Origin of the sequence: Rathayibacter sp. AY1D9, from assembly GCF_002932395.1 — a bacterium.
Lineage (GTDB): Bacteria > Actinomycetota > Actinomycetes > Actinomycetales > Microbacteriaceae > Rathayibacter.
This window is the reverse complement of record NZ_PSVQ01000003.1, coordinates 174008-192163: the sequence shown is the minus strand read 5'-3', so window position 1 is coordinate 192163 and position 18156 is coordinate 174008. Positions and strand designations below refer to the sequence as shown.

The window sequence follows — 18156 nt, the reverse complement described above, 5'->3', positions numbered from 1 at the left end:
CTCCACATCTGCCGCTACCTCATCCGGATCCTGGTGCTCCCAGTAGCGGAGCACCAGCCATCCCGCTCAAATCAGTCGCTCATCCGTGTCGCGCTCCCGGACATGTGACTGGTCGTGCAGGCAGGATCCGACGAAACGCGTATTGAGCGTCGTCGGGTCCTTTTTTTGTGCCCGGACGCCTCCTGACGCTCCGCCGGAGCACCGATGACGGTGCCGGAGGGGGCGGGGACGGCGACGGACGGCCGGGCAGCACAGCGCAGGGAAGCGCGCGTCCCCACACACCCGGAGGAGTACCGATGAGTACCCAGGAGAGCGCGAAGGCGATCCTCGAGCACGTCGGCGGCGCCGCCAACGTGGCGAAGCTGCAGCACTGCTCGACCCGTCTGCGGTTCGCGCTGGCGGACGACGCGAAGGCCGACGTCGAGGCGCTGAAGGCGGTGCCCGGCGTGATCGGCGTCGTCACCGGCCCGCAGACGCAGGTCATCGTCGGCAGCGGCGTCAGCGAGATGTACGCGGCGGTCGAGAAGCTGCGCGGCGGCACCACCGCATCCGCGGAGCAGGCGAAGCAGCCGCGGTCCCTCAAGCGCCTCGGCGCGACGATCATGGACTTCGTGGTCAGCGTCTTCACGCCGATCATCCCGGCCATCGCGGGCGCCGGCATCTTCAAGTCGTTCCTCGTCCTCGCCTCGGCGCTGGGCTGGCTCGACCCGGCCTCCGACAACTTCAAGCTGCTGTCCGCCATCCCGGACGCGGTGTTCGGCTTCCTGCCGCTGCTCGTCGCGTACACGAGCGCGAAGAAGCTCGACGTGAACCGGCCGCTCGCGCTCGGGCTCGTCGGCGTCCTGGTCTTCCCGGCGTTCACGACGCTGCTCAACCAGGAGGGCGGCGTCGCGCTCTTCGGCATCCCGGTGCCGGTCATCGCCTACAACGCCCAGGTGTTCCCGGCCATCCTGGCCGTGCTGCTGCTCTCGGTCGTCGAGCGCTTCTTCACAAAGCACTCGTGGGGCCCGATCCGCACGTTCTACGTGCCGCTGATGTGCCTCGTGATCGTCGCCCCGGCCACGATCTTCCTGCTCGGCCCCCTCGGCTACTGGCTCGGCTCGATGCTCACCGGCGCGATGATCGGCCTCTACGGGGCGCTCGGCTGGGTGGCCGTCGCGCTGCTGGCCGGCGTGCTCCCGCTGATCATCTCGGTCGGCATGCACAAGGCGTTCATCCCGCCGACCATCGCCACGATCGCCAGCGCGGGCAAGGACACCTTCTACCTCGCCTCCTCGCTCGCCCACAACGCGGCGGAGGCCGGCTCCAGCCTCGCGATCGCCCTGCGCACCAAGAGCGCGACCCTCCGCGCCACCGCCTTCTCGGGCGGCCTCTCGGCCCTCTTCGGGATCACCGAGCCGGCGCTCTACGGCGTCACGCTGCAGAACAAGCGCGCCCTGGTCTCCGTCATCACGGGCAGCGTCGTCGGAGGCGCCTACATCGGCGCCACGCAGGTCGCCGCGTTCGCGCTGGTCAGCCCCGGCGTCGCCAGCATCTCGATGTTCATCGACGGGCTGAACACCTGGAACCTGCTCAACGCCGTGATCGGCCTGCTGATCTCGGTCGCCGTCTCGTTCGTCGTCTCCTTCGTCATCTGGCGCGACGACGCCTCCGCCAGCGTCCAGGCGCTCGGCGATGTGGCGGCCGCCGCCGGGAGCCCGCTCGCGCTGCAGGCGCCGCTCACCGGCTCCGTCATCCCCCTCTCGGAGGTGCCGGACCCCGTGTTCTCGGCCGGCGTGCTCGGCGAGGGGCTGGCGATCCGCCCCACCGACGGAGCCGTCCGGGCGCCGTTCGCGGGCGAGGTCATCGCACTGCTGTCCTCCCGCCACGCCGTGGGGCTGCGCCGCGCGGACGGCGTCGAGGTGCTCATCCACGTCGGCATCGACACGGTGCAGCTGGACGGCGCGCCGTTCGAGGCGCACGTCGCGGTCGGCGACCGGGTCGAGGCCGGGCAGCTCCTCCTCGCCGCCGACCTGGCCGCGATCACCGCGGCCGGCTACGACACCACGACCCCGGTGCTCGTGACCAACTCCGCCGAGTACACCGTGCTCGTCGAGGCCGCCGAGCGGATCACCGCCGGCGACCGGATCATGACCGTGACGCAGAGAGAGAAGGAGCTCGCCGATGGCGCTTCCTGACGGATTCCGATGGGGCGGCGCCCTCGCCGCCAACCAGGTCGAGGGCGCGTGGCGCGAGGGCGGGCGCGGCCCGGCGGTCAGCGACGTCGCCTCCTACAAGCCGAAGGCGGACCCGAAGGAGTACGCGATCCACCACCGCAACACGGTGGAGAGCATCACGGCGGCGATGTCCGACGACGACACCGAGTACTACCCCAAGCGCCGCGGCATCGACTTCTACCACCGCTACCCCGGCGACCTCGCGCTGTTCGCCGAGATGGGCTTCACCACCCTCCGCGTCTCGATCGCCTGGACCCGCCTCTACCCGACGGGGGAGGAGGCGGAGCCGCTCGAGGAGGGCATCGCCTACTACCTCGCCCTCTTCACCGAGATGCGGCGCCTCGGGATCGAGCCGCTGGTCACGCTCTCGCACTACGACCCGCCGCTCGCGCTCGCGCTGAAGCACAACGGCTGGGTCGACCGCCGCACGATCGGGCTGTTCGAGCGCTTCGCCCGCACCTGCTTCGAGCGCTTCGGCCACCTCGTCGACATGTGGCTGACCTTCAACGAGATCGACGGCATCATCCGCCACCCGTTCACCTCGGGCGGGATCATCGAGGAGACCGTCGAGGGCAGCGTGGAGCAGGCCTGCTACACGGCTCTGCACCACCAGTTCGTCGCCTCCGCCTCAGTCACGAGGACGCTGAAGGAGCTGTGGCCCGAGTCGCGGATGGGCTGCATGCTCACGATGCTGACCACATACCCCAACACCTGCCACCCGGACGACGTCGCGGCGACGCAGGCGAAGGAGCGGGTGCTCTACCTCTGCACCGACGTCCAGGCGGGCGGCGCCTACCCGCGCCTGGCGCTGCGGGCGCTCGAGAGCCGCGGAGTCGAGATCCCGTTCGAGGCGGGCGACGTCGAGCTGCTGCGCGAGCACCCCGTCGACTTCATCTCGTTCAGCTACTACATGTCGATGACGGAGTCCGTGCGCCCCGACGCCGAGCGCACCCCCGGCAACACGGTCCTCGGCGTCAAGAACCCGTTCCTCGAGTCGAGCGAGTGGGGCTGGCAGATCGACCCCGTCGGCCTGCGGATCTCGCTGATCGACCTCTACGACCGCTACGGCAAGCCGCTGTTCATCGTCGAGAACGGCCTCGGGATGCGCGACGAGCTGACCGAGGACGGCCGGGTCCACGACCCGTACCGGATCGACTACTTCCGCGCGCACTTCGAGCAGATGATCCAGGCGGTGGACGAGGGCGTGGAGCTGCTCGGCTACGTGAGCTGGGCGCCGATCGACCTGATCAGCGCCTCCAGCTCGCAGATCTCGAAGCGCTACGGGTTCGTCTATGTCGACATGGACGACCTCGGCCACGGCAGCACCGAGCGCTACCGGAAGGACTCGTTCTTCTGGTACCAGAAGGTCATCGCCTCCAACGGCGCGGATCTGGGATGATCCTCCTCTGCCCGGAGGCGCCGTCCGGCTCTCCGGGCAGAGGCCCCGCCACCCCCACCCCAGCCCTGACGCGGCCGTCGACGGAGACACGCATGCAGACCATCAAGAAGGTGCTCAACTCGAGCGTCGTCCTCGTCGTCGACGAGCGCGGCGTCGAGCGCGTGCTCCTGGGCAGGGGGATCGGCTTCGGAGCGAAGGCCGGCGAGGCGATCGAGCCCTCGAGCGTCGACCAGGTGTTCGTGGCGCTGGACGACTCGGATCGGCGCAACCTCGTCGAGCTCCTGGCGCAGATCCCGCCGGAGTTCGTCGAGCTCACCCGCGCGGTCGTCGCCGACGCGGAGGAGCAGGGGCTGAAGCTCGACCCGCACGTGTACCTCGCGCTCACCGACCACCTGCACTTCGCGGTGGAGCGGCAGCGGCGCGGGCTCTCGGTCGCCAACCGGCTGGCCTGGGAGATGCGGACGGTCTACCCCGTGCAGTACGCGGTGGGGGAGCGGGCGGTCGAGCGGATGCGCGAGCGCCTGGACGTGGAGCTGCCCGCCGACGAGGCCGCGAACGTCGCCTTCCACCTCGCCAACGCGGAGCTCGGCAAGATCGGGATCGACTCGCTCCGGATCGTGCAGCTCATCCGCTCGGTGACCGCGATCATCCAGCACTCCAGTGGAGCCGCGCTCGACCGCGACGACCTCCGCTCCGCCCGCTTCGTGGCGCACCTGCAGTACTTCGCCGAGCGCTTCTTCTCGGGCGGCCTGCTCGAGAGCGAGGACGACTTCCTCTTCACCAGCCTCAGCGCCCGCTACCCGCGCGCGATCGCCTCCGCCGAGCGGGTCCGCTCCTTCGTGGCGGCCGAGTACCAGGCCGCCCTGCCCAACGAGGAGGTCGCCTTCCTGGCCCTCCACATCGCGCGCGCCGCTCCGGAGTAGCGCGCTGACCCCGGAGAACCGCATGCACCGCACCACCCCCGCCCGCCCGACGACGCCCGCGAGCGAGCGCCCGTGAGCGGCACGATCCACCTCGTCCGCCACGCCGAGACCCTCTTCAACGTCGCCGGCCAGCTGCAGGGCTGGTGCGACTCGCCCCTGACCGAGCGCGGCGAGCGCCAGGCGGCGGCCCTCGGCGAGCGGATGCGCGAGGTGCCGCTCGTCGCGGCGTTCACGAGCGACCTCACCCGCACCCGCACCACGGCGGCGGCGGCGCTCGCCGGGCACCCGTCGCTCGAGGCCGAGCCGATGGTCGAGCTCCGCGAGTGGCACTTCGGCGCCTTCGAGGGGCAGCCGAACGCCTCGCTCTGGGAGCCGGTGTTCGCCGACCACGGCTACTCCTACGTGCCCGCCTCCGCCGACTGGCCGCGGATGACCGACGCCGGTCTCGACTCGGTGCTCGACGCGATCCATCGCCACGACCCCTCCGGCCGGGCCGACAGCGGTGCCACCGTGCGCGCCCGCGTGGAGGCCGCGATCGCGCGGTTCGCGCCGGCGGCCGAGCACGGGGACGTGCTGGTCGTGACGCACGGAGCGGTGCTCGGGAGCATCCTCCGCGCGCTCGACCCCGCGCACCGGCCGCAGCGGGGCTACCCGAACTGCGCGGTCGTGTCGGTGACGGATGGCGTCATCGGCGAGGTCGACGGGAGCTGCGCGACGGCCTGACCCCGCCCCTCCTCCTCCACGGACGCCCCTGTGCGCTCCGGTCGCCGACCGGACGAGCACGGGGGCGTCCGTCGTGCTCGGGACGCAGGCGGCCCGCACCCGGACCGCCCCCGGACCTGCACGCGCGGCCGCCTCGGGACCTGCACGTCCGGTGATGCGGGACCTGCACTTTCGGCCACCTCGGCGCTGTACCGAAGTACAGGAGCCCGTCGCGAGAGCGTCCGTAGCGTCTGAGGAGTCAAGAGAAACGACTTCGAGGAGATGACATGCGAGGGCTTCAGCTCAGCGGCGTGAGCCGTGCATTCGGCGGCCACCGGGTCCTGCACGACGTGGACCTGTCCGTGGGCCGCGGCGAGATCGTCGGCTTCATCGGCGGCAACGGCGCCGGCAAGACCACGACGATGCGGCTGATCCTGGGCCTGCTCACCCCCGACACGGGGACCATCACCTGGGACGGCGCGCCGATCACCGCCGAGGACCGCCGCTCGATCGGCTACATGCCGGAGGAGCGCGGCCTCTACCCGCAGATGCGGGTCCGCGAGCAGGTGATCCACTTCGCTCTGCTCGAGGGGCACGACGCCCGGGGAGCCCGTGAGACCGCCGAGGAGGTGATCGACGCGCTGGGCCTGGCCGAGCGGGCCGACACGCTGGTGCAGGACCTCTCGCTCGGCAACCAGCAGCGCGTGCAGCTGGCCGTGTCCCTGGTGGGCGATCCGTCGCTCCTGGTGCTGGACGAGCCCTTCTCGGGGCTCGACCCGGTCGCCGTGGAGACGATGGCCGGCCTGATCCGGCAGCAGTCCGCCCGCGGCGTCGGCGTGCTCTTCTCCTCCCACCAGCTCGACCTGGTCGAGCGCCTCTGCGACACCGTCTGCGTGCTCGACTCCGGCCGTGTGACCGCGAGCGGAGCGGTGGCCGAGCTGCAGGACGACGGCCGCAGCCGCTGGCAGCTGCAGTTCTCCCGCCCCCTGGACGACCTGCTCGTCGCCGAGCTCGGCGTCACACCGGGACTGTCGGCCGAGCCGGTCCCCGGTGAGCCGGAGTCGCTGCTCGTCTCGATCGAGGGCAGCGGCCGGGACGTCCCCGAGCAGGTGCTCGCGACCCTCACCCGCCACGGCGGCCTCCGGAGCATCCGCACCGAGCAGCGCTCGCTGACCGAGCTGCTGTCCGAGCGGCTCACCGCCGCCTCCACCCCTGCGGCCGAGCGCCGCCTCGAGATCCAAGGAGCAGGACGATGACCACCACGCACCCCCGCGCCGCCCACGCCCGGACCGCCGAGAGCTCCGCTCCTCCGACGCCGGCCCGGGGAGCCGCGACGATCGTCCGCCGCGAGATCCTGACCCGCACCGGGAACCGCACGATCCTCACCGCGACCCTCGCGCTGGCCGCGATCGCCGGCCTCGGCGCCGGGATCGGCGGCTGGTTCCTGGTCGACGCGACGAGGGAGGCGGGGACCGTGGTCCTCGACACCCGGATCCTGTTCGCGACCGCGATGATCAGCGCCCTGCTCGCCGCGATGGTCTACTCCTCGTCGAGTCTGGCCTCGGGGGTGGTCGAGGAGAAGTCGTCCCGGATCGTCGAGATCCTGCTGACGAAGATCGGCGTCGCCCCGCTGCTCGCCGGGAAGATGATCGGCGTCGGCCTGGTGACCCTGGCCCAGCTGCTCGTGATCGGCGGCGCCGTCGTCGGCGGGTTCAGCGTGGTCGGCGGGTGGTCGGTCCTCGAGATCGAGCTCGGCCCGAGCCTGGTCTGGTTCCTCGTCTGGTTCCTGCAGGGCTACGTGCTCTTCGCGCTCCTCAGCACCCTGCTCGCCTCGACCGTGTCGAGGCAGGAGGACCTGGGCACCGCCGCCATGCCGCTCTCCGTCGTGCAGATGGCGCTGCTGATCATCGCGCTCTACGTGGTGCCGGCGAACCTCGACGAGGCCTGGGTGCACGCGCTCTCCTTCGTCCCCCTCTTCTCCTCCTACCTGATGCCGATGCGCTTCGGCCTCGACTCGGTCGGCACCCCCGAGATGGTGATCGCCGCCGTCGTCGCCGCGATCACGGTGCCGCTGCTGTTCCGCCTGGTCGTCCGCGTCTACCGCAACAACGCGCTCCGCACCGGCTCCCGCGTCTCGCTCCGCGCCTCCCTCAAGGCCGCCGACGCCTCCTAGGCCCGGCTCCCGATATCCACCACCACCACCCCTCGGAAGGACACCACCATGACCACCTCGCGCACCGCCTCGACCCGCCCCTCGCCCCTCAAGAAGCTGCTCGTCAACACCGCCCTCCTCGTCGGGGGAGCGGGCGGCGCCTACCTCGTCGTCACCTACCTCTTCTGATCCGCTCGACCGACCGAAGGACACGATCGTGACTCTCCTCGCGACTCCCGGGCTCCGCCCCGCGACCCCCGGGCACCGCCCCGCGGATCCGGCGGCCCTCCGGGCGGCGGCCTCGACCGAGCGGCTGCTCGGCGGCGGACGCCACCGCGTCGCCGCGATCGACCGCCCCGCCTTCGCCGGCCGGAACGCGTCGTGGACGATGACCCTCGACGACGGCGCCCGCGTCTTCGTCAAGCACGTCTCGCCCCGGACGGCGGGCCCCGCGGCCTTCCGCCGCTCCAGGGACTTCGCCGGCTTCGCCGCCCGGAGCCCCGAGCACGCCCCGGCCGGACCCCGCCTGCTGGCGGCCGACGAGGACGACTCCCTGCTGGTGTTCGAGCACTGCCCCGGCACCAGCCTGGCCCTCCTGCTCGTGGAGGAGCGCGTCCCCGCGGACTTCCCCGAACAGGCCGGCCGGCTCCTGGCCCGGCTGCACGCCGGCCCGGCGGCGGGCCTCACCGCGACCTCGCACCCCAGCCCTCCCGTCGAGATGCTGCGCGTCGGCATCCCGCACACCCGCTACGTCGACCTCACCCTCGCCGAGCTCGCCTTCTGGGGCGACCTGCAGCACGACGAGCAGCTCGTCTCGGCCACGGAGGATCTCCGCGAGTGGGAGAGTGGCAACCGCACGGCCCCGATCCACGGCGACCTCCGCCTCGACCAGTTCCACCTCCGCGACGGGCGCCTCCAGCTGCTCGACTGGGAGGAGTTCGGGATCGGGGATCCGGCCCGCGACCTCGGCACGCTGGCGGGGGAGTGGATCCACCGCGCGGTGCTCGACACCGTGACCACCCGGGAGGGCGCCTCCGCTCCTCCCCTCGCCTTCGACACCGCGGCCGCGGACGCCCGCATCGCGGAGCGGATGGCGGCACTGGTCCCGAGGATCCGGCGGATGTGGCTCGCCTACGCCGCCGAGACCGCCGGCGCGGACGACGCCCTCGCCGTCCGCGCCACCGCCCACCTGGGCTGGCACCTCGTCGACCGCACCCTCGCCCGGGCCTCGATGGTCTCCCGCCTCCCCGGGATCGAGCGGGCCGCCGCCGGTATCGGCCGCCGCGTCCTGCTCGCCCCCTCCGCCTACTCCACCGCCCTCGGATTCGACAGGAGCCCGCGATGACCGCCCTCACCACCCGCTCCGTCCTCGACGAGGCCGTGATCAGCGTCGACGCCGCCCGGCTGCGGGCCGAGGTCGACGGGACCGTGATCGAGGCCACCGGGCCGATCGAGCTGCGGGCCCGACTCGCCGCCACCGTCTACACCCACCTGCACCTCCGGAACCCGCTGCTCGGCGAGACCGCCGGAGGCGACGGCCAGGACCTCGCCCCCCGGCTGATCGACGCGATCCCGCACCGCACGGTCCTGCAGCCCGCTCCCTCCGGGGTGCTCGGCTCCGCCACCGTGCAGGGGGAGGAGCGCCGGGTCGTCGAGCTGGGCCGCGTCCGGGTCCTCGTGCCCGAGGTCGATCTCGTCCGCTCCGCCGACGGGGCCGTCGCCGGCGTCCGGCTGCCGAGCTGGCGCACCCGCACCACTCCCGGCTACCTCCTCGCCCTCGGCCCGATGGGACTCGATCCCGCCGACCGGGTCGTGCGCCTCTCGCTCGTCGCCGACTCGGCGGAGGACGCGCTCGCCCTGTGGGGCCCGCTCCTGGAGGCGCTCGCCGCCTCCGGAGCCCGCCACCAGGCCAAGGCGCTCTCGGACCCGCGGGCCTTCCCCCGCTCCGACGCCCTCGTCGTCTACCTGCCCGCCGACTCCGCCGACGACGTCGCCCGGAGGGTCACTCCGCTGCTCGATGCCCGGCCCTCGCCCCGCACCGCCGTCTCGGCCTTCGCCGAGAGGCTCGCCGACGGCCTCGCCTACGCCGAGGACCCGGCCGACGAGCGCTCCTCCTACCGCGGACTGAGCTTCGGCCAGCACCGCTCCCGCGTCCTCGCCGAAGCGCTCCTGCGCTCCTCGGCCGAGACGATCCCCGCCGCCGACGCCTGGGCCGACGCCGCCCGCGCCGCGCGCATCGACCCGGACCGCCCGGGACTCACCGCCCGCTAGGGCCCCACGAACCTCCCCTCGATCCCGAGGGGACCACCACCTCAGCCCGAGGTACTCCACGAAAGGGACACATCATGACCACCATCTCCACCGACGCCCAGTCCGCCGACCTCACCGCCCTCGCGGGAGCGCACGACACCTTCGCCACCGTCGACGAGCTCGGCTCGGACGCCGCGACCGAGGCGCCCGCCACCACGCCCCTGTGCGTCGGCATCATCGTCGGCGCCACCCTCGGCGCGGGCTGCTGACCCGGCCCTCCTCCCGCCCGGGTGCTCCCGCAGCACCCGCTCCCCGGCCCTCCGGCCGGACCACCCGCACCACTCCCCGCACGACCCGGCGGATCCGCCGCCACCACTCATCCAAGGAGAACACCATGTCGACCATCACCGCCCAGACCGTCCAGTCCGCCGACCTCGCCGAGCTCGCCACCGCCCACGACACCTTCACCGCCGCCGACGAGATCGGCACCGACGCCGCCTCCGAGGCGCCCGCCACCACCCCGTTCTGCGCCGGCGTCATCATCGGCGTCACCCTCACCGCAGGGTGCTGACGGGCACGGGGCGACCGGTCCTCGACCGCGTCGCCCCGGCCCCTCCCGGGCGCGTGCCGTCCGCCCATCCCCGTCCGCCCTTTCCGCGGGCACGGTCCGCCCATCCCCGTCCGCCCTTTCCGCGGGCACGGTCCGCTCGTCCGCCGCCGTCCTCACCGCCGGCCGCGACCCGATCCGCCCTCCCGCCCGCCGCCCTCTGAGGAGACCGCCATGACCACCCCGCCCGGTGCGCAGAGCGCCGCACTCTCCGACCTCTCGCTCGGCCGCTTCGGCTACTCCCGGGTGGCCCTCGTCCTGACCGGCTCCGCCATGACCCAGGTCATGCCCTACTGGATCCAGTGGGCGCGCGCCGCCGCTCCGGCGACCGAGTTCCGCGTGCTCGTCCGCGACTCGGCCTACCGCTTCACCACCCGGCACAACCTGGAGTCGCGACTGCGCGGCCGGATCCAGGACGACCGCTGGGACGACGAGATCGTCGTCGCCCACGTCGACCTCGCCGAGTGGGCCGACCTCATCCTGATCTACCCGGCCACCCTCGACTACGCCTCGCGCCTCGCGCACGGCATCACCGACTCCCCGTCGCTGCTCGCGGCCCTCACGACGGAGGCGCCGGTGTGCATCGCTCCGTCGCTGCCGCCGCGGGCGCTCGGCAACCCGGTCGTCGAGTCCACCCTCGCGCTGCTGCGCGAGCCGGCCAACTTCACCGTCATCGACCCCGTGCCCGGGCCGAGCGAGTCCAGCGACACGGCGCTCGCCTGGGTGCCGCCCGCGTTCCCCGCGGTGCTGCGCCACTTGGAGTCGCTGCGCACGGCACCGGCGGCCGCGGAGGAGGCGAGGTCGGCGTGAGCACCACCGCCCCTCCGCGGGCCCTCGTCACCGGGCTGCTCGTCACCGAGCTCTCGGAAGGACCCGACGGGACCACCGTCTGGACCCGCCGCCTCGGAGAGCAGGCGCCGCTGCCGTTCTCGCCGGTGCCCGTCCGCCTCGCAGCGCCCGATCCCCGGATCGTGCCGGGAGGCGCCGACCCGTCGATCCGCCGCTACCGCACCACCGCCCGCGCCCTGCTGCCCGCTCTCCTCCACGAGCTGTCGGAGGAGGCGCTCGTCTCCGTCGGCCGCGAGTGGAAGGGCGCGCTGGACGCGCTCCACGGCGCCCGGCCCGCCGGGGAGCCGCTCCCTCCGCGTCCGCTGCAGCGCGCCCGCGGCTGGCTCGCCGGTGGCTGGGCGCCCGCCGCCGAGGAGCTCGGCGCCGGCGGTCTCCTCGAGCTCGCCGACTGGGCGGAGGCGGTCGTCGCCTCGCCGGCCGCGGTCGTGGTCCACGGCCACCCCGGCCTCGCCCACCTCGTCGTCGGCGGGACCCGCGTCGCTCTGCTCACGGGCGAGGACGTCGGGCTCGCCGACCCGGTCTGGGACGCCGCCTGGGTGCTCGGGGAGCTCGCAGAGCTGCACGCCTTCCACCCCGCGCTCCGCCCGGCCCTCGACGCGCTCCGCCGCGGACTCTCGCTCGAGGAGGACCACGACGCCGAGCTGCTGCGCGTCGGCACCGCGTTCCGGCTGGCCCAGCACGCCGTCGACTGGCACCGCTCCGGGGGCGCCAGCAGCGATCAGGCGCGGCTGCTGCTGCGCCTGTCCGCCGCACAGCTGGGGGAGCGGGCGGAATGAGCGCCCGCGACGTCCCGACCCTGTCCGCCGCCCTGCCCTCCGGCGCCCGCGCGCTCGTCGTGCACCGGCCGGAGGTCCGCAACGACTCGGTCGCCCTCGCCGTGCCCGCCGGTATGCGCCACGAGCGCGACGGCGAGGAGGGGATGCTGCACCTGATCGAGCACCTCGTCTACCAGGACAGCGAGGGGGTCGCCGGTCTCGTCCGGCAGACCCGCGTCGCCGAGAGCGGCGGCGTCCTCGGCGGTCACACCCACCTCGACTACTCCGAGTTCTTCGAGACGGGCTCTCCCGGGTCGGCCGCCGTGATCGCGGAGCGGCTCGTCGAGCAGGTCTTCCGCCCCGCCTTCCTGCCGGAGCAGATCGCGGAGCAGATCCGCGCGGTCGCCTCTGAGCGGGCCGCGCGCCTCGCCCCCGCTCCGGGCGGCGTGCTGCCGTGGCCGCACCTGACCGCCCGCTACTGGGCCGACGCCCCCAACGCGCACGACGGCAGCGGCGACCTCGACCTCGAGGGCCGCGCGACCGAGCCCGTCCTGCGCGCGCTGCACCGGCGCCACTACAGCCCGGCCGGCTCCGTGCTGGTCGGCGTCACGGCCGACGACCCCGCCCGGCTCCTGGACCGCCTGGTCGCGGCCCTCGCGGAGGCGCCCGATCGCGCGGCAGGACCGGTCGCCGTCCCACCTGGGACGGCCCGCCCCGAGTACCGCGCCGAGCCCGCCGCCCGCCGGCTCGCCGCGACCGCCGCCGCGCCGTCGACCCGCGTCTCCGACGAGCTGCTCGGCGACCTGATCGCCGCCGAGGCGCTCGCTGCGCAGGCCGGACTCGACGCGAGCGCCGGACTCTTCGGCCCGGGCGACACCGTCGCCGACGACCTCTTCGTGCTGGTCGACGACACCGCCGTGCCCGTCGATCCGTGGCACCGCCTCCGCGCCCTCGCGGTGAGCGACGACTCCGCCCTCGAGCACGCCCGGCATCGCGCGGTGCTGCGTGCGGAGCGGCTGGTGCACGACGACGAGCGTCTGGCCCGCACCGTCGCCCGGGATGCCCTGCTGCGCGGTGCGCCCGGCTTCGCGGGCGAGCTCGTCGACTCCCTCGCCGCGCGGCCGCCGCGCCCGCTGCTCGCGGACGCCGCGGCCCGCCTGGCCGAGCAGCCCTTCGCCGCACTGGGCGTTCCCGCCGCCTCCACCCCTCCAGGAAGGAGGAGCCCATGACCGCCGCACCCCCGCTCGCCGTCGTCGACGAGCGCTCCCGCTTCGCCGTCGTCGCCCTCGGCTGGCGCGACCCGGCCGGAGACGACGGGCCCGACCGCGCTGCCCGCCTCCGCTCGGCCGTTCCCCCCGGAGCGGTCTCGCTCGCGTGGACGGCGACGGCCGGGGCGCAGAGCCTCACCGCGGTGCTCCCTCCGGAGGGCGCCGCGGCCTGGACCGCCCTGACGCTCGAGCGCGCCCAGGGAGCCGGGGATCCGGTGCTCGCCGTGGTCGGGCCCGAACGCGCCGTCTGCGAGACGTCCCGGCCCGTCTCCGTGCCCGCCGCGGCTCCGCTGCCGAGCGCTCTGCACCAGTCCCGCGAGCAGGGCTACGAGAGCACGATCGTCACCGGCGCGGACCCGTCCGGCGAGGTCGGCCACGCCGCGACATTCCTGGCGCTGTGCCGCCTCACCGCGGGGGCCGAACCGCTCGTCCCCGCCGCACTGCGCTCCGCCGGCGGCGATGCGGTCGCCCAGGTCGCGCGGGGCCTGCGCTCGAGCCGCCCCTCCCTCACCTGGCAGGTCGTCTCCCCGGCCGGCCAGGGCATCCCGACCCTCGAGACCGTGCTGCGCACCGTCCTCGACGGCCGCGCCGCGCACGGGGAGGGAGCACGCGCCGCGCACGCGTTCGCGCGGGCGAACCTCCTCCGCGCCTGGCGGTCGCCCGAGACGCTCGCGCGCACCCTGGTGGAGTACGAGGTGATGGGCTGGGGCGGCGCCCTGGTGCTCGATCCGGAGCCGGCGCTCGCCGCGGTCGACGAGAGTGCGCTCGAGCGGGCGGTCGCGGGGCTCGTGCGGCCCGTCGCCGACGTGGTCGGCTGGGGCTGAATCCGGCGGGCTCGATCAGCTCCGGCCGGGACGCGTCCCCAGGTCGACGAGCCCGTGCTCGATCGCCGAGACCAGGATCTGCACCCGGTCGCGCACGCCCAGCTTCTCCATCACCTTCACGAACCGCGCCTTCACGGTCGACTCGGTGACGAACAGCTCCTGCGCCATCTCGCGGTTGCTCATCCCGCGGGCGAGCAGGCGGATCACCTCGAGCTCCTTCTCGGTGAGCGCCTCGAGCAGATCGGGGTCCGGCACCGTCTCCGCCGGCACCGACTCCTCGAGCCCCTTCACCACGTGGCGCGTGACCTCGGCGGAGAGCACGGACTCGCCCGCGAGCACCGCGTGCACCGCCGCGATGATCTCCCGCGGCTTCGTGTCCTTGACCAGGTAGCCGGAGGCGCCCGCGCGGAGCAGGTCGACGACGTAGCGGTCCGTGGTGAACGTGCTGAGCCCGAGGATCGCGATGCCCGGGTGCTCGGCGTGGATCCGCTCGGTCGCAGCGACGCCGTTCATGACCGGCATCTGCATGTCCATCAGGATCAGGTCGGGCTGGAGCGTCGCCGCCTGCTGCACCGCGATCCTCCCGTCGGAGGCCTCGCCCACCACCTCGATCGCCGGGTCCTGCGAGAGGTAGTCGCGGAGGATCTCGCGGGTCATCGATTCGTCGTCCACCAGCAGCACGCGGGTCATCGCTCTCGTCCTTCGTCGGTCGCCCCCGCGACGAGCGCACCGGACGCCCGGCCCTCGAGGGGGATGGTCATGGTCGTGGTCCAGCGGCCGCCGCGGGCTCCCGCGTCCAGCCGCCCGCCGAAGACGGCGCAGCGGGCCGACATCGCCTCGATCCCGAGGTGCGAGGAGACGATCGGAGCCGCGGAGGCGATCGCGTTGGAGGAGCTCAGCTGCACCTCGCCCCCCGACACCTCGAGCCGGAGCTGCACCTCACCGGCGGTGTCGCCGTGCTTGAGCACGTTCGTGCCCAGCTCCCGGACCGTGCGCCGCAGCACCTGGCGGAGGCTCGCGGGCACCTGCGCCACGGAGCCCGCCACGTCGAGGCGGACCCGGAAGCCCGCGCGCTCGATCGCGTCGGCGACGTTCCGCACGTCGTGGACGAAGCCGACAGCGGTGGTCGTGGCGCCCGAGACCTCCGGGGTCCCGAGCAGGTCGGAGTCGCCGCGGGCGGGAGCGCCTGCCTCGTCCTCGTCCTGGAGGAGCGTCACGAGGCTTCGCAGATCCTGCAGCGCCTGCTGCGCCGCGTCGCCGATGCTCTCGAGGATGCGCTCGGTCTTGGCCGGGTCCTCGACCGAGGTCGCGCGGCGGGCCTGCATGGCGATGATGGTGACCTCGTGCGCGACGATGTCGTGCAGCTCGTGCGCGAGCCGGGTCCGCTCCTCGTTGCGGATCCGCGCCTGCTCCTCCTGGATGCGGTCGGCCCGGCGCTCGCTCCGCTCGCTGCGGCCCCGGAAGGCGTTCAGGCCCAGCCCGGCGGTGCCGCCGAAGAGGACGAACGCGCCCAGGACGTAGACGGCCGTGCCCATGGCGCGGTCGACGAGCAGCACCGCGGGCAGGAGGACGAGGGTGCCGAGCACGAAGACGAGCCCCGCGCGCCAGGGGAGGAGGAAGGTGACGAAGCCGACCACCACGATGGTCGGGAAGATCAGCGCCGCGAGCAGCAGCGGCGGGGCGCCGAGCATCAGGACGACGGCGTAGACGAGGTAGAGCGAGACCGCCGCGGGGATCGCGCCGGCGAGCAGCGCCAGGAGCGGCAGGTAGGGGAGCGCCAGCTCGATCCAGCCGCGGACCGACGTGAGGTCGACGCTGCCGCCCATCAGGTCGATGACGACGAGGAGCGTGAAGGAGCCGAGGAGGAGGGACCGGGTGATCCAGCCGCCGGGCAGCGTCCGCACGTCGTTCGTCCACCGCGTCGTCCCCACCACGGGACCAGGGTACCGAAGCCTTCTCCGAGCCCCGTCGGCCTTCCGTACAAGGGCGGACTGGTCTTTCGTACAGGAGCGGTGCGACGGGGCGTCGCCATGCTGGTGGAGCGGTCGAGCCGATCGCACCCCTCGATCACAGGAGAACGACCATGGCCCCGATCCTCGCCGCCGCCGCACTCGCCCTCGGAGCCGTCCTCGCTCCCGCCGCTGCTCCTGCCGCCGCTCCCGTGCAGGCCGCCTCGTCCGCCGGCGTGCAGACGGTCGCCGCCTCCTACGAGCTGCCGAAGGTGCAGAAGCCGGGCGGCATGGAGTCGATCCAGGACCGCGGCGCCCTCTGCAACCTCTTCGGGATGTGCTGAGCGCAGCTCTCGGACCGGGTCAGCCCTTCAGCGGGTCGTTGCCCCAGTTCATCAGGGAGTAGCGCCACTTCGTCTCGGTGACATCGCCCGAGGGACGCTGCTTCGCGTGCCGGTGCACGTAGCCGACGACCTTCGTCATGTGGGCGTAGTCGTCGTCGCTCAGGTCGGCCTGCTTCGTGCCGAGCAGGTCGACGATGCGGCGCCCGCTCTCGTGGCCGACGGACTCGCCGCCGCCCTCCGGCTTCTGGCCGACCTCCTTCGACTCGTCGGTGCCGAGCCACTCCTCGAGCTCCTTCGCGGTCATGTTCACGGCGTCGTGGAACTCGTCGCGGGTCGTCCGCTTCTCGTCGTCGGTGGGCATCGCGGGGCTCCTCGGGTCGGTCGGTCCGGGTCGGTCGGTGACCTCCAGCGGAGCGTGTCGGAGGGGGAGAGGTCAAGCCCCGTGCGCGGTTCCAGGGCGCGCGTAGCGTCGGAGGAGTCCGCACCAGCCGACCACCGCCGACGTCCGCCGCCGGCAGAGAAGAGGCCCACATGCCCTCCCGCAACACCCTCGTCCGCAGTCTCCACGACCTCGGAGCCGCCGCCTGGTTCGGCGGCTCGCTCATGGGCGCCGTCGGCCTGAACGGCGCCGCGTCCACCTCGTCCGACCCGGCGGAGCGCCTCCGCCTCTCCTCGAACGGCTGGGCCCGCTGGACCCCTGTGCAGCTCGCCGCGATCGCCGCCCACGGCGTCGGCGGCATCGGACTCGTCCTCGCCAACAAGACCCGCCTGGCCAACCAGCAGGAGAGCCGCACGAACACCGTCGTCAAGACCGTCGTGACCGGGCTCGCCGGTGCCGCCTCGGTGATCGCCGCGGTCGCCGGAGCGACGCAGGCCAAGCACGCCGACGAGGGCGCCCCCGGCGTGACCGAGGCGTCGGAGCACAACTCACAGGAGCTGACCACGGCCCTCCGCGTGCAGAAGGTCACCCAGTGGGCCATCCCCGTGCTGACCGCCGTCATCATCGTCCTCGGCGCCCAGCAGGGCGAGCAGCAGCGCCCCGTGAAGGGCCTCTTCGAGACCACGGCGCGGATGTTCCGCAAGTAGTCCCCGCGCTCGCGCGCAGACCGTCGGCTGAGAGTGCCCGCCGTCCCCCGAGGGTGGAGGGCGGCTGCTCTCGGCCGACGTTCTGCGTGCGGGGTCCGGCTAGCGGCGCGAGGGCCGGCGGCGGACGGTCAGCGCGAGGGCTCCCGCTTGCGAACACGTCGCCTGGTCGGCGTCGGAGCCCTCGGTCCCCTTTTCGACCGTCTCCGGGAACACGCGCCCACCGATCGCTGCCTCTCGATCAGGCGCTACGCTCCGGCATCCCGCTGCTCCTTCTCGGACGTCAGAGCGTCGATCCCGTTCTCGTGCCCGACACAGCTGGCGACCGTGTCCGGATCGATGCCCAGCGCGTAGCGGACCTCTTGTCCGGCGCTCTGCTGTTCAGTCGTGGCCTCAGGGAACGTCGAGTAATAGGCGTCACTGAAATCGGCCGAGTTGGCCATCGTGTTGAGAGTGGACATCTCGGCGATGTAGGAGCCGCGGATCGTCGCGATCTGCTCGGAGACATCGCTCGGCCAGTGGTAGTACGAGTCGTCCAGGAGCGTGAGTGTCCGTCTTGTCAGATCGAGCCGAGCAGACGCAGCGGCGTGCACGCCGGAAGGGTCCGGGTCGCCACCGTTCAGAAGCTCGTCCTCGCCGGATGAGAAGGCGTCGCTCAGATTCTTGATCGCGATGTTGTTGGGGCAGACGAGGTCGAGATAACGGGACGCCGCTTGTGCGGTGTCGAGCTCGACGAACGCAGGTGTCGCGGGCGCCGCAGGTGCAGGGGTCGTCGACTCGGCCGGAGCTGCTGCGGGCGCGGAAGCCGTGCAGGCAGTCAGGAGGAGCATTGCCG

General features: G+C 73.2%; 20 protein-coding genes. 16 read left to right on the top strand and 4 right to left on the bottom strand.

Annotated features, from left to right (window positions below):
- Positions 1 to 296: 296 nt before the first annotated feature.
- The 14 genes from C5C50_RS03440 to C5C50_RS03385 all read left to right on the top strand — a co-directional run bounded on the left by C5C50_RS03440 (position 297) and on the right by C5C50_RS03385 (position 13945).
- Positions 297 to 2177, top strand: a complete 1881-nt coding sequence (locus C5C50_RS03440; RefSeq protein WP_104272822.1) for a beta-glucoside-specific PTS transporter subunit IIABC — start codon at positions 297 to 299, stop codon at positions 2175 to 2177.
- Positions 2164 to 3615 (top strand): glycoside hydrolase family 1 protein, encoded by a 1452-nt coding sequence (locus C5C50_RS03435; RefSeq protein ID WP_104272821.1) that lies wholly within the window; start codon positions 2164 to 2166, stop codon positions 3613 to 3615. Before C5C50_RS03440 ends, C5C50_RS03435 begins: the two co-directional genes overlap by 14 nt.
- Positions 3616 to 3707: 92 nt before the next feature.
- Positions 3708 to 4538 carry a PRD domain-containing protein gene (locus C5C50_RS03430; protein ID WP_104272820.1) on the top strand — a complete coding sequence of 277 codons (831 nt, stop codon included), beginning with the start codon at positions 3708 to 3710 and terminating at the stop codon, positions 4536 to 4538.
- A 72-nt stretch (positions 4539 to 4610) separates the two neighbouring features.
- Positions 4611 to 5261: a histidine phosphatase family protein gene (locus C5C50_RS03425; protein WP_104272819.1), complete on the top strand. Its 651-nt coding sequence runs from the start codon at positions 4611 to 4613 to the stop codon at positions 5259 to 5261.
- 290 nt (positions 5262 to 5551) lie between these two features.
- Positions 5552 to 6496 carry an ABC transporter ATP-binding protein gene (locus C5C50_RS03420; protein WP_258059358.1) on the top strand — a complete coding sequence of 315 codons (945 nt, stop codon included), beginning with the start codon at positions 5552 to 5554 and terminating at the stop codon, positions 6494 to 6496.
- Positions 6493 to 7413 (top strand): ABC transporter permease, encoded by a 921-nt coding sequence (locus C5C50_RS03415; protein WP_104225127.1) that lies wholly within the window; start codon positions 6493 to 6495, stop codon positions 7411 to 7413. Before C5C50_RS03420 ends, C5C50_RS03415 begins: the two co-directional genes overlap by 4 nt.
- 196 nt (positions 7414 to 7609) lie before the next feature.
- Entirely contained in the window at positions 7610 to 8737 is a 1128-nt protein-coding gene (gene lxmK / locus C5C50_RS03410; protein ID WP_258066405.1) for a class V lanthionine synthetase subunit LxmK, read from the top strand.
- Positions 8734 to 9663: a T3SS effector HopA1 family protein gene (locus tag C5C50_RS03405; protein ID WP_104256260.1), complete on the top strand. Its 930-nt coding sequence runs from the start codon at positions 8734 to 8736 to the stop codon at positions 9661 to 9663. Before lxmK ends, C5C50_RS03405 begins: the two co-directional genes overlap by 4 nt.
- A gap of 74 nt (positions 9664 to 9737) precedes the next feature.
- Positions 9738 to 9911, top strand: a complete 174-nt coding sequence (locus C5C50_RS16845) for a hypothetical protein (RefSeq protein WP_181027122.1) — start codon at positions 9738 to 9740, stop codon at positions 9909 to 9911.
- Between the two features lie 125 nt (positions 9912 to 10036).
- Positions 10037 to 10213: a hypothetical protein gene (locus C5C50_RS16840; protein ID WP_181027123.1), complete on the top strand. Its 177-nt coding sequence runs from the start codon at positions 10037 to 10039 to the stop codon at positions 10211 to 10213.
- A 210-nt stretch (positions 10214 to 10423) separates the two neighbouring features.
- A complete protein-coding gene (locus C5C50_RS03400; RefSeq protein ID WP_104225100.1) occupies positions 10424 to 11059 on the top strand; it encodes a flavoprotein in 636 nt (211 codons plus the stop codon).
- Positions 11056 to 11874 carry a hypothetical protein gene (locus C5C50_RS03395; protein WP_104225968.1) on the top strand — a complete coding sequence of 273 codons (819 nt, stop codon included), beginning with the start codon at positions 11056 to 11058 and terminating at the stop codon, positions 11872 to 11874. The genes C5C50_RS03400 and C5C50_RS03395 overlap by 4 nt, the downstream gene beginning before the upstream one ends.
- Positions 11871 to 13082, top strand: coding sequence for a pitrilysin family protein (locus C5C50_RS03390; protein ID WP_104246981.1), 1212 nt, complete (start codon positions 11871 to 11873; stop codon positions 13080 to 13082). The genes C5C50_RS03395 and C5C50_RS03390 overlap by 4 nt, the downstream gene beginning before the upstream one ends.
- Positions 13079 to 13945 carry a hypothetical protein gene (locus C5C50_RS03385; protein ID WP_104225097.1) on the top strand — a complete coding sequence of 289 codons (867 nt, stop codon included), beginning with the start codon at positions 13079 to 13081 and terminating at the stop codon, positions 13943 to 13945. Before C5C50_RS03390 ends, C5C50_RS03385 begins: the two co-directional genes overlap by 4 nt.
- Before the next feature lie 15 nt (positions 13946 to 13960).
- Here C5C50_RS03385 and C5C50_RS03380 read toward each other — a convergent pair whose 3' ends face one another.
- Entirely contained in the window at positions 13961 to 14635 is a 675-nt protein-coding gene (locus C5C50_RS03380) for a response regulator transcription factor (RefSeq protein ID WP_104225096.1), read from the bottom strand.
- Entirely contained in the window at positions 14632 to 15879 is a 1248-nt protein-coding gene (locus C5C50_RS03375) for a sensor histidine kinase (RefSeq protein WP_258059356.1), read from the bottom strand. Before C5C50_RS03375 ends, C5C50_RS03380 begins: the two co-directional genes overlap by 4 nt.
- A 149-nt stretch (positions 15880 to 16028) precedes the next feature.
- On the opposite strand from C5C50_RS03375, the gene C5C50_RS03370 reads away from it, so the two are divergent.
- Positions 16029 to 16238, top strand: coding sequence for a hypothetical protein (locus C5C50_RS03370; RefSeq protein ID WP_104225965.1), 210 nt, complete (start codon positions 16029 to 16031; stop codon positions 16236 to 16238).
- A 19-nt stretch (positions 16239 to 16257) separates the two neighbouring features.
- Here C5C50_RS03370 and C5C50_RS03365 read toward each other — a convergent pair whose 3' ends face one another.
- Complete coding sequence (locus tag C5C50_RS03365) at positions 16258 to 16599, bottom strand: DUF3140 domain-containing protein (protein WP_104246984.1); 342 nt, start codon at positions 16597 to 16599, stop codon at positions 16258 to 16260.
- A gap of 170 nt (positions 16600 to 16769) precedes the next feature.
- Here C5C50_RS03365 and C5C50_RS03360 point away from each other — a divergent pair, with 170 nt between their 5' ends.
- Positions 16770 to 17324, top strand: coding sequence for a hypothetical protein (locus C5C50_RS03360; RefSeq protein WP_104225963.1), 555 nt, complete (start codon positions 16770 to 16772; stop codon positions 17322 to 17324).
- Positions 17325 to 17569: 245 nt separating this feature from the next.
- Here the strand turns inward: C5C50_RS03360 and C5C50_RS03355 are convergent, their stop codons facing one another.
- Complete coding sequence (locus tag C5C50_RS03355) at positions 17570 to 18151, bottom strand: hypothetical protein (protein ID WP_104257117.1); 582 nt, start codon at positions 18149 to 18151, stop codon at positions 17570 to 17572.
- Between the last annotated feature and the right edge of the window lie 5 nt (positions 18152 to 18156).

Bases quoted from the DNA above. Each gene is read 5' to 3' on its own strand.
- C5C50_RS03440 (WP_104272822.1), top strand. From the start codon at position 297: ATGAGTACCCAGGAGAGCGCGAAGGCGATCCTCGAGCACGTCGGCGGC.
- C5C50_RS03435 (WP_104272821.1), top strand. From the start codon at position 2,164: ATGGCGCTTCCTGACGGATTCCGATGGGGCGGCGCCCTCGCCGCCAAC.
- C5C50_RS03430 (WP_104272820.1), top strand. From the start codon at position 3,708: ATGCAGACCATCAAGAAGGTGCTCAACTCGAGCGTCGTCCTCGTCGTC.
- C5C50_RS03415 (WP_104225127.1), top strand. From the start codon at position 6,493: ATGACCACCACGCACCCCCGCGCCGCCCACGCCCGGACCGCCGAGAGC.
- C5C50_RS03405 (WP_104256260.1), top strand. From the start codon at position 8,734: ATGACCGCCCTCACCACCCGCTCCGTCCTCGACGAGGCCGTGATCAGC.
- C5C50_RS16845 (WP_181027122.1), top strand. From the start codon at position 9,738: ATGACCACCATCTCCACCGACGCCCAGTCCGCCGACCTCACCGCCCTC.
- C5C50_RS16840 (WP_181027123.1), top strand. From the start codon at position 10,037: ATGTCGACCATCACCGCCCAGACCGTCCAGTCCGCCGACCTCGCCGAG.
- C5C50_RS03400 (WP_104225100.1), top strand. From the start codon at position 10,424: ATGACCACCCCGCCCGGTGCGCAGAGCGCCGCACTCTCCGACCTCTCG.
- C5C50_RS03390 (WP_104246981.1), top strand. From the start codon at position 11,871: ATGAGCGCCCGCGACGTCCCGACCCTGTCCGCCGCCCTGCCCTCCGGC.
- C5C50_RS03385 (WP_104225097.1), top strand. From the start codon at position 13,079: ATGACCGCCGCACCCCCGCTCGCCGTCGTCGACGAGCGCTCCCGCTTC.
- C5C50_RS03380 (WP_104225096.1), bottom strand. From the start codon at position 14,635: ATGACCCGCGTGCTGCTGGTGGACGACGAATCGATGACCCGCGAGATC.
- C5C50_RS03370 (WP_104225965.1), top strand. From the start codon at position 16,029: ATGGCCCCGATCCTCGCCGCCGCCGCACTCGCCCTCGGAGCCGTCCTC.
- C5C50_RS03365 (WP_104246984.1), bottom strand. From the start codon at position 16,599: ATGCCCACCGACGACGAGAAGCGGACGACCCGCGACGAGTTCCACGAC.
- C5C50_RS03360 (WP_104225963.1), top strand. From the start codon at position 16,770: ATGCCCTCCCGCAACACCCTCGTCCGCAGTCTCCACGACCTCGGAGCC.
- C5C50_RS03355 (WP_104257117.1), bottom strand. From the start codon at position 18,151: ATGCTCCTCCTGACTGCCTGCACGGCTTCCGCGCCCGCAGCAGCTCCG.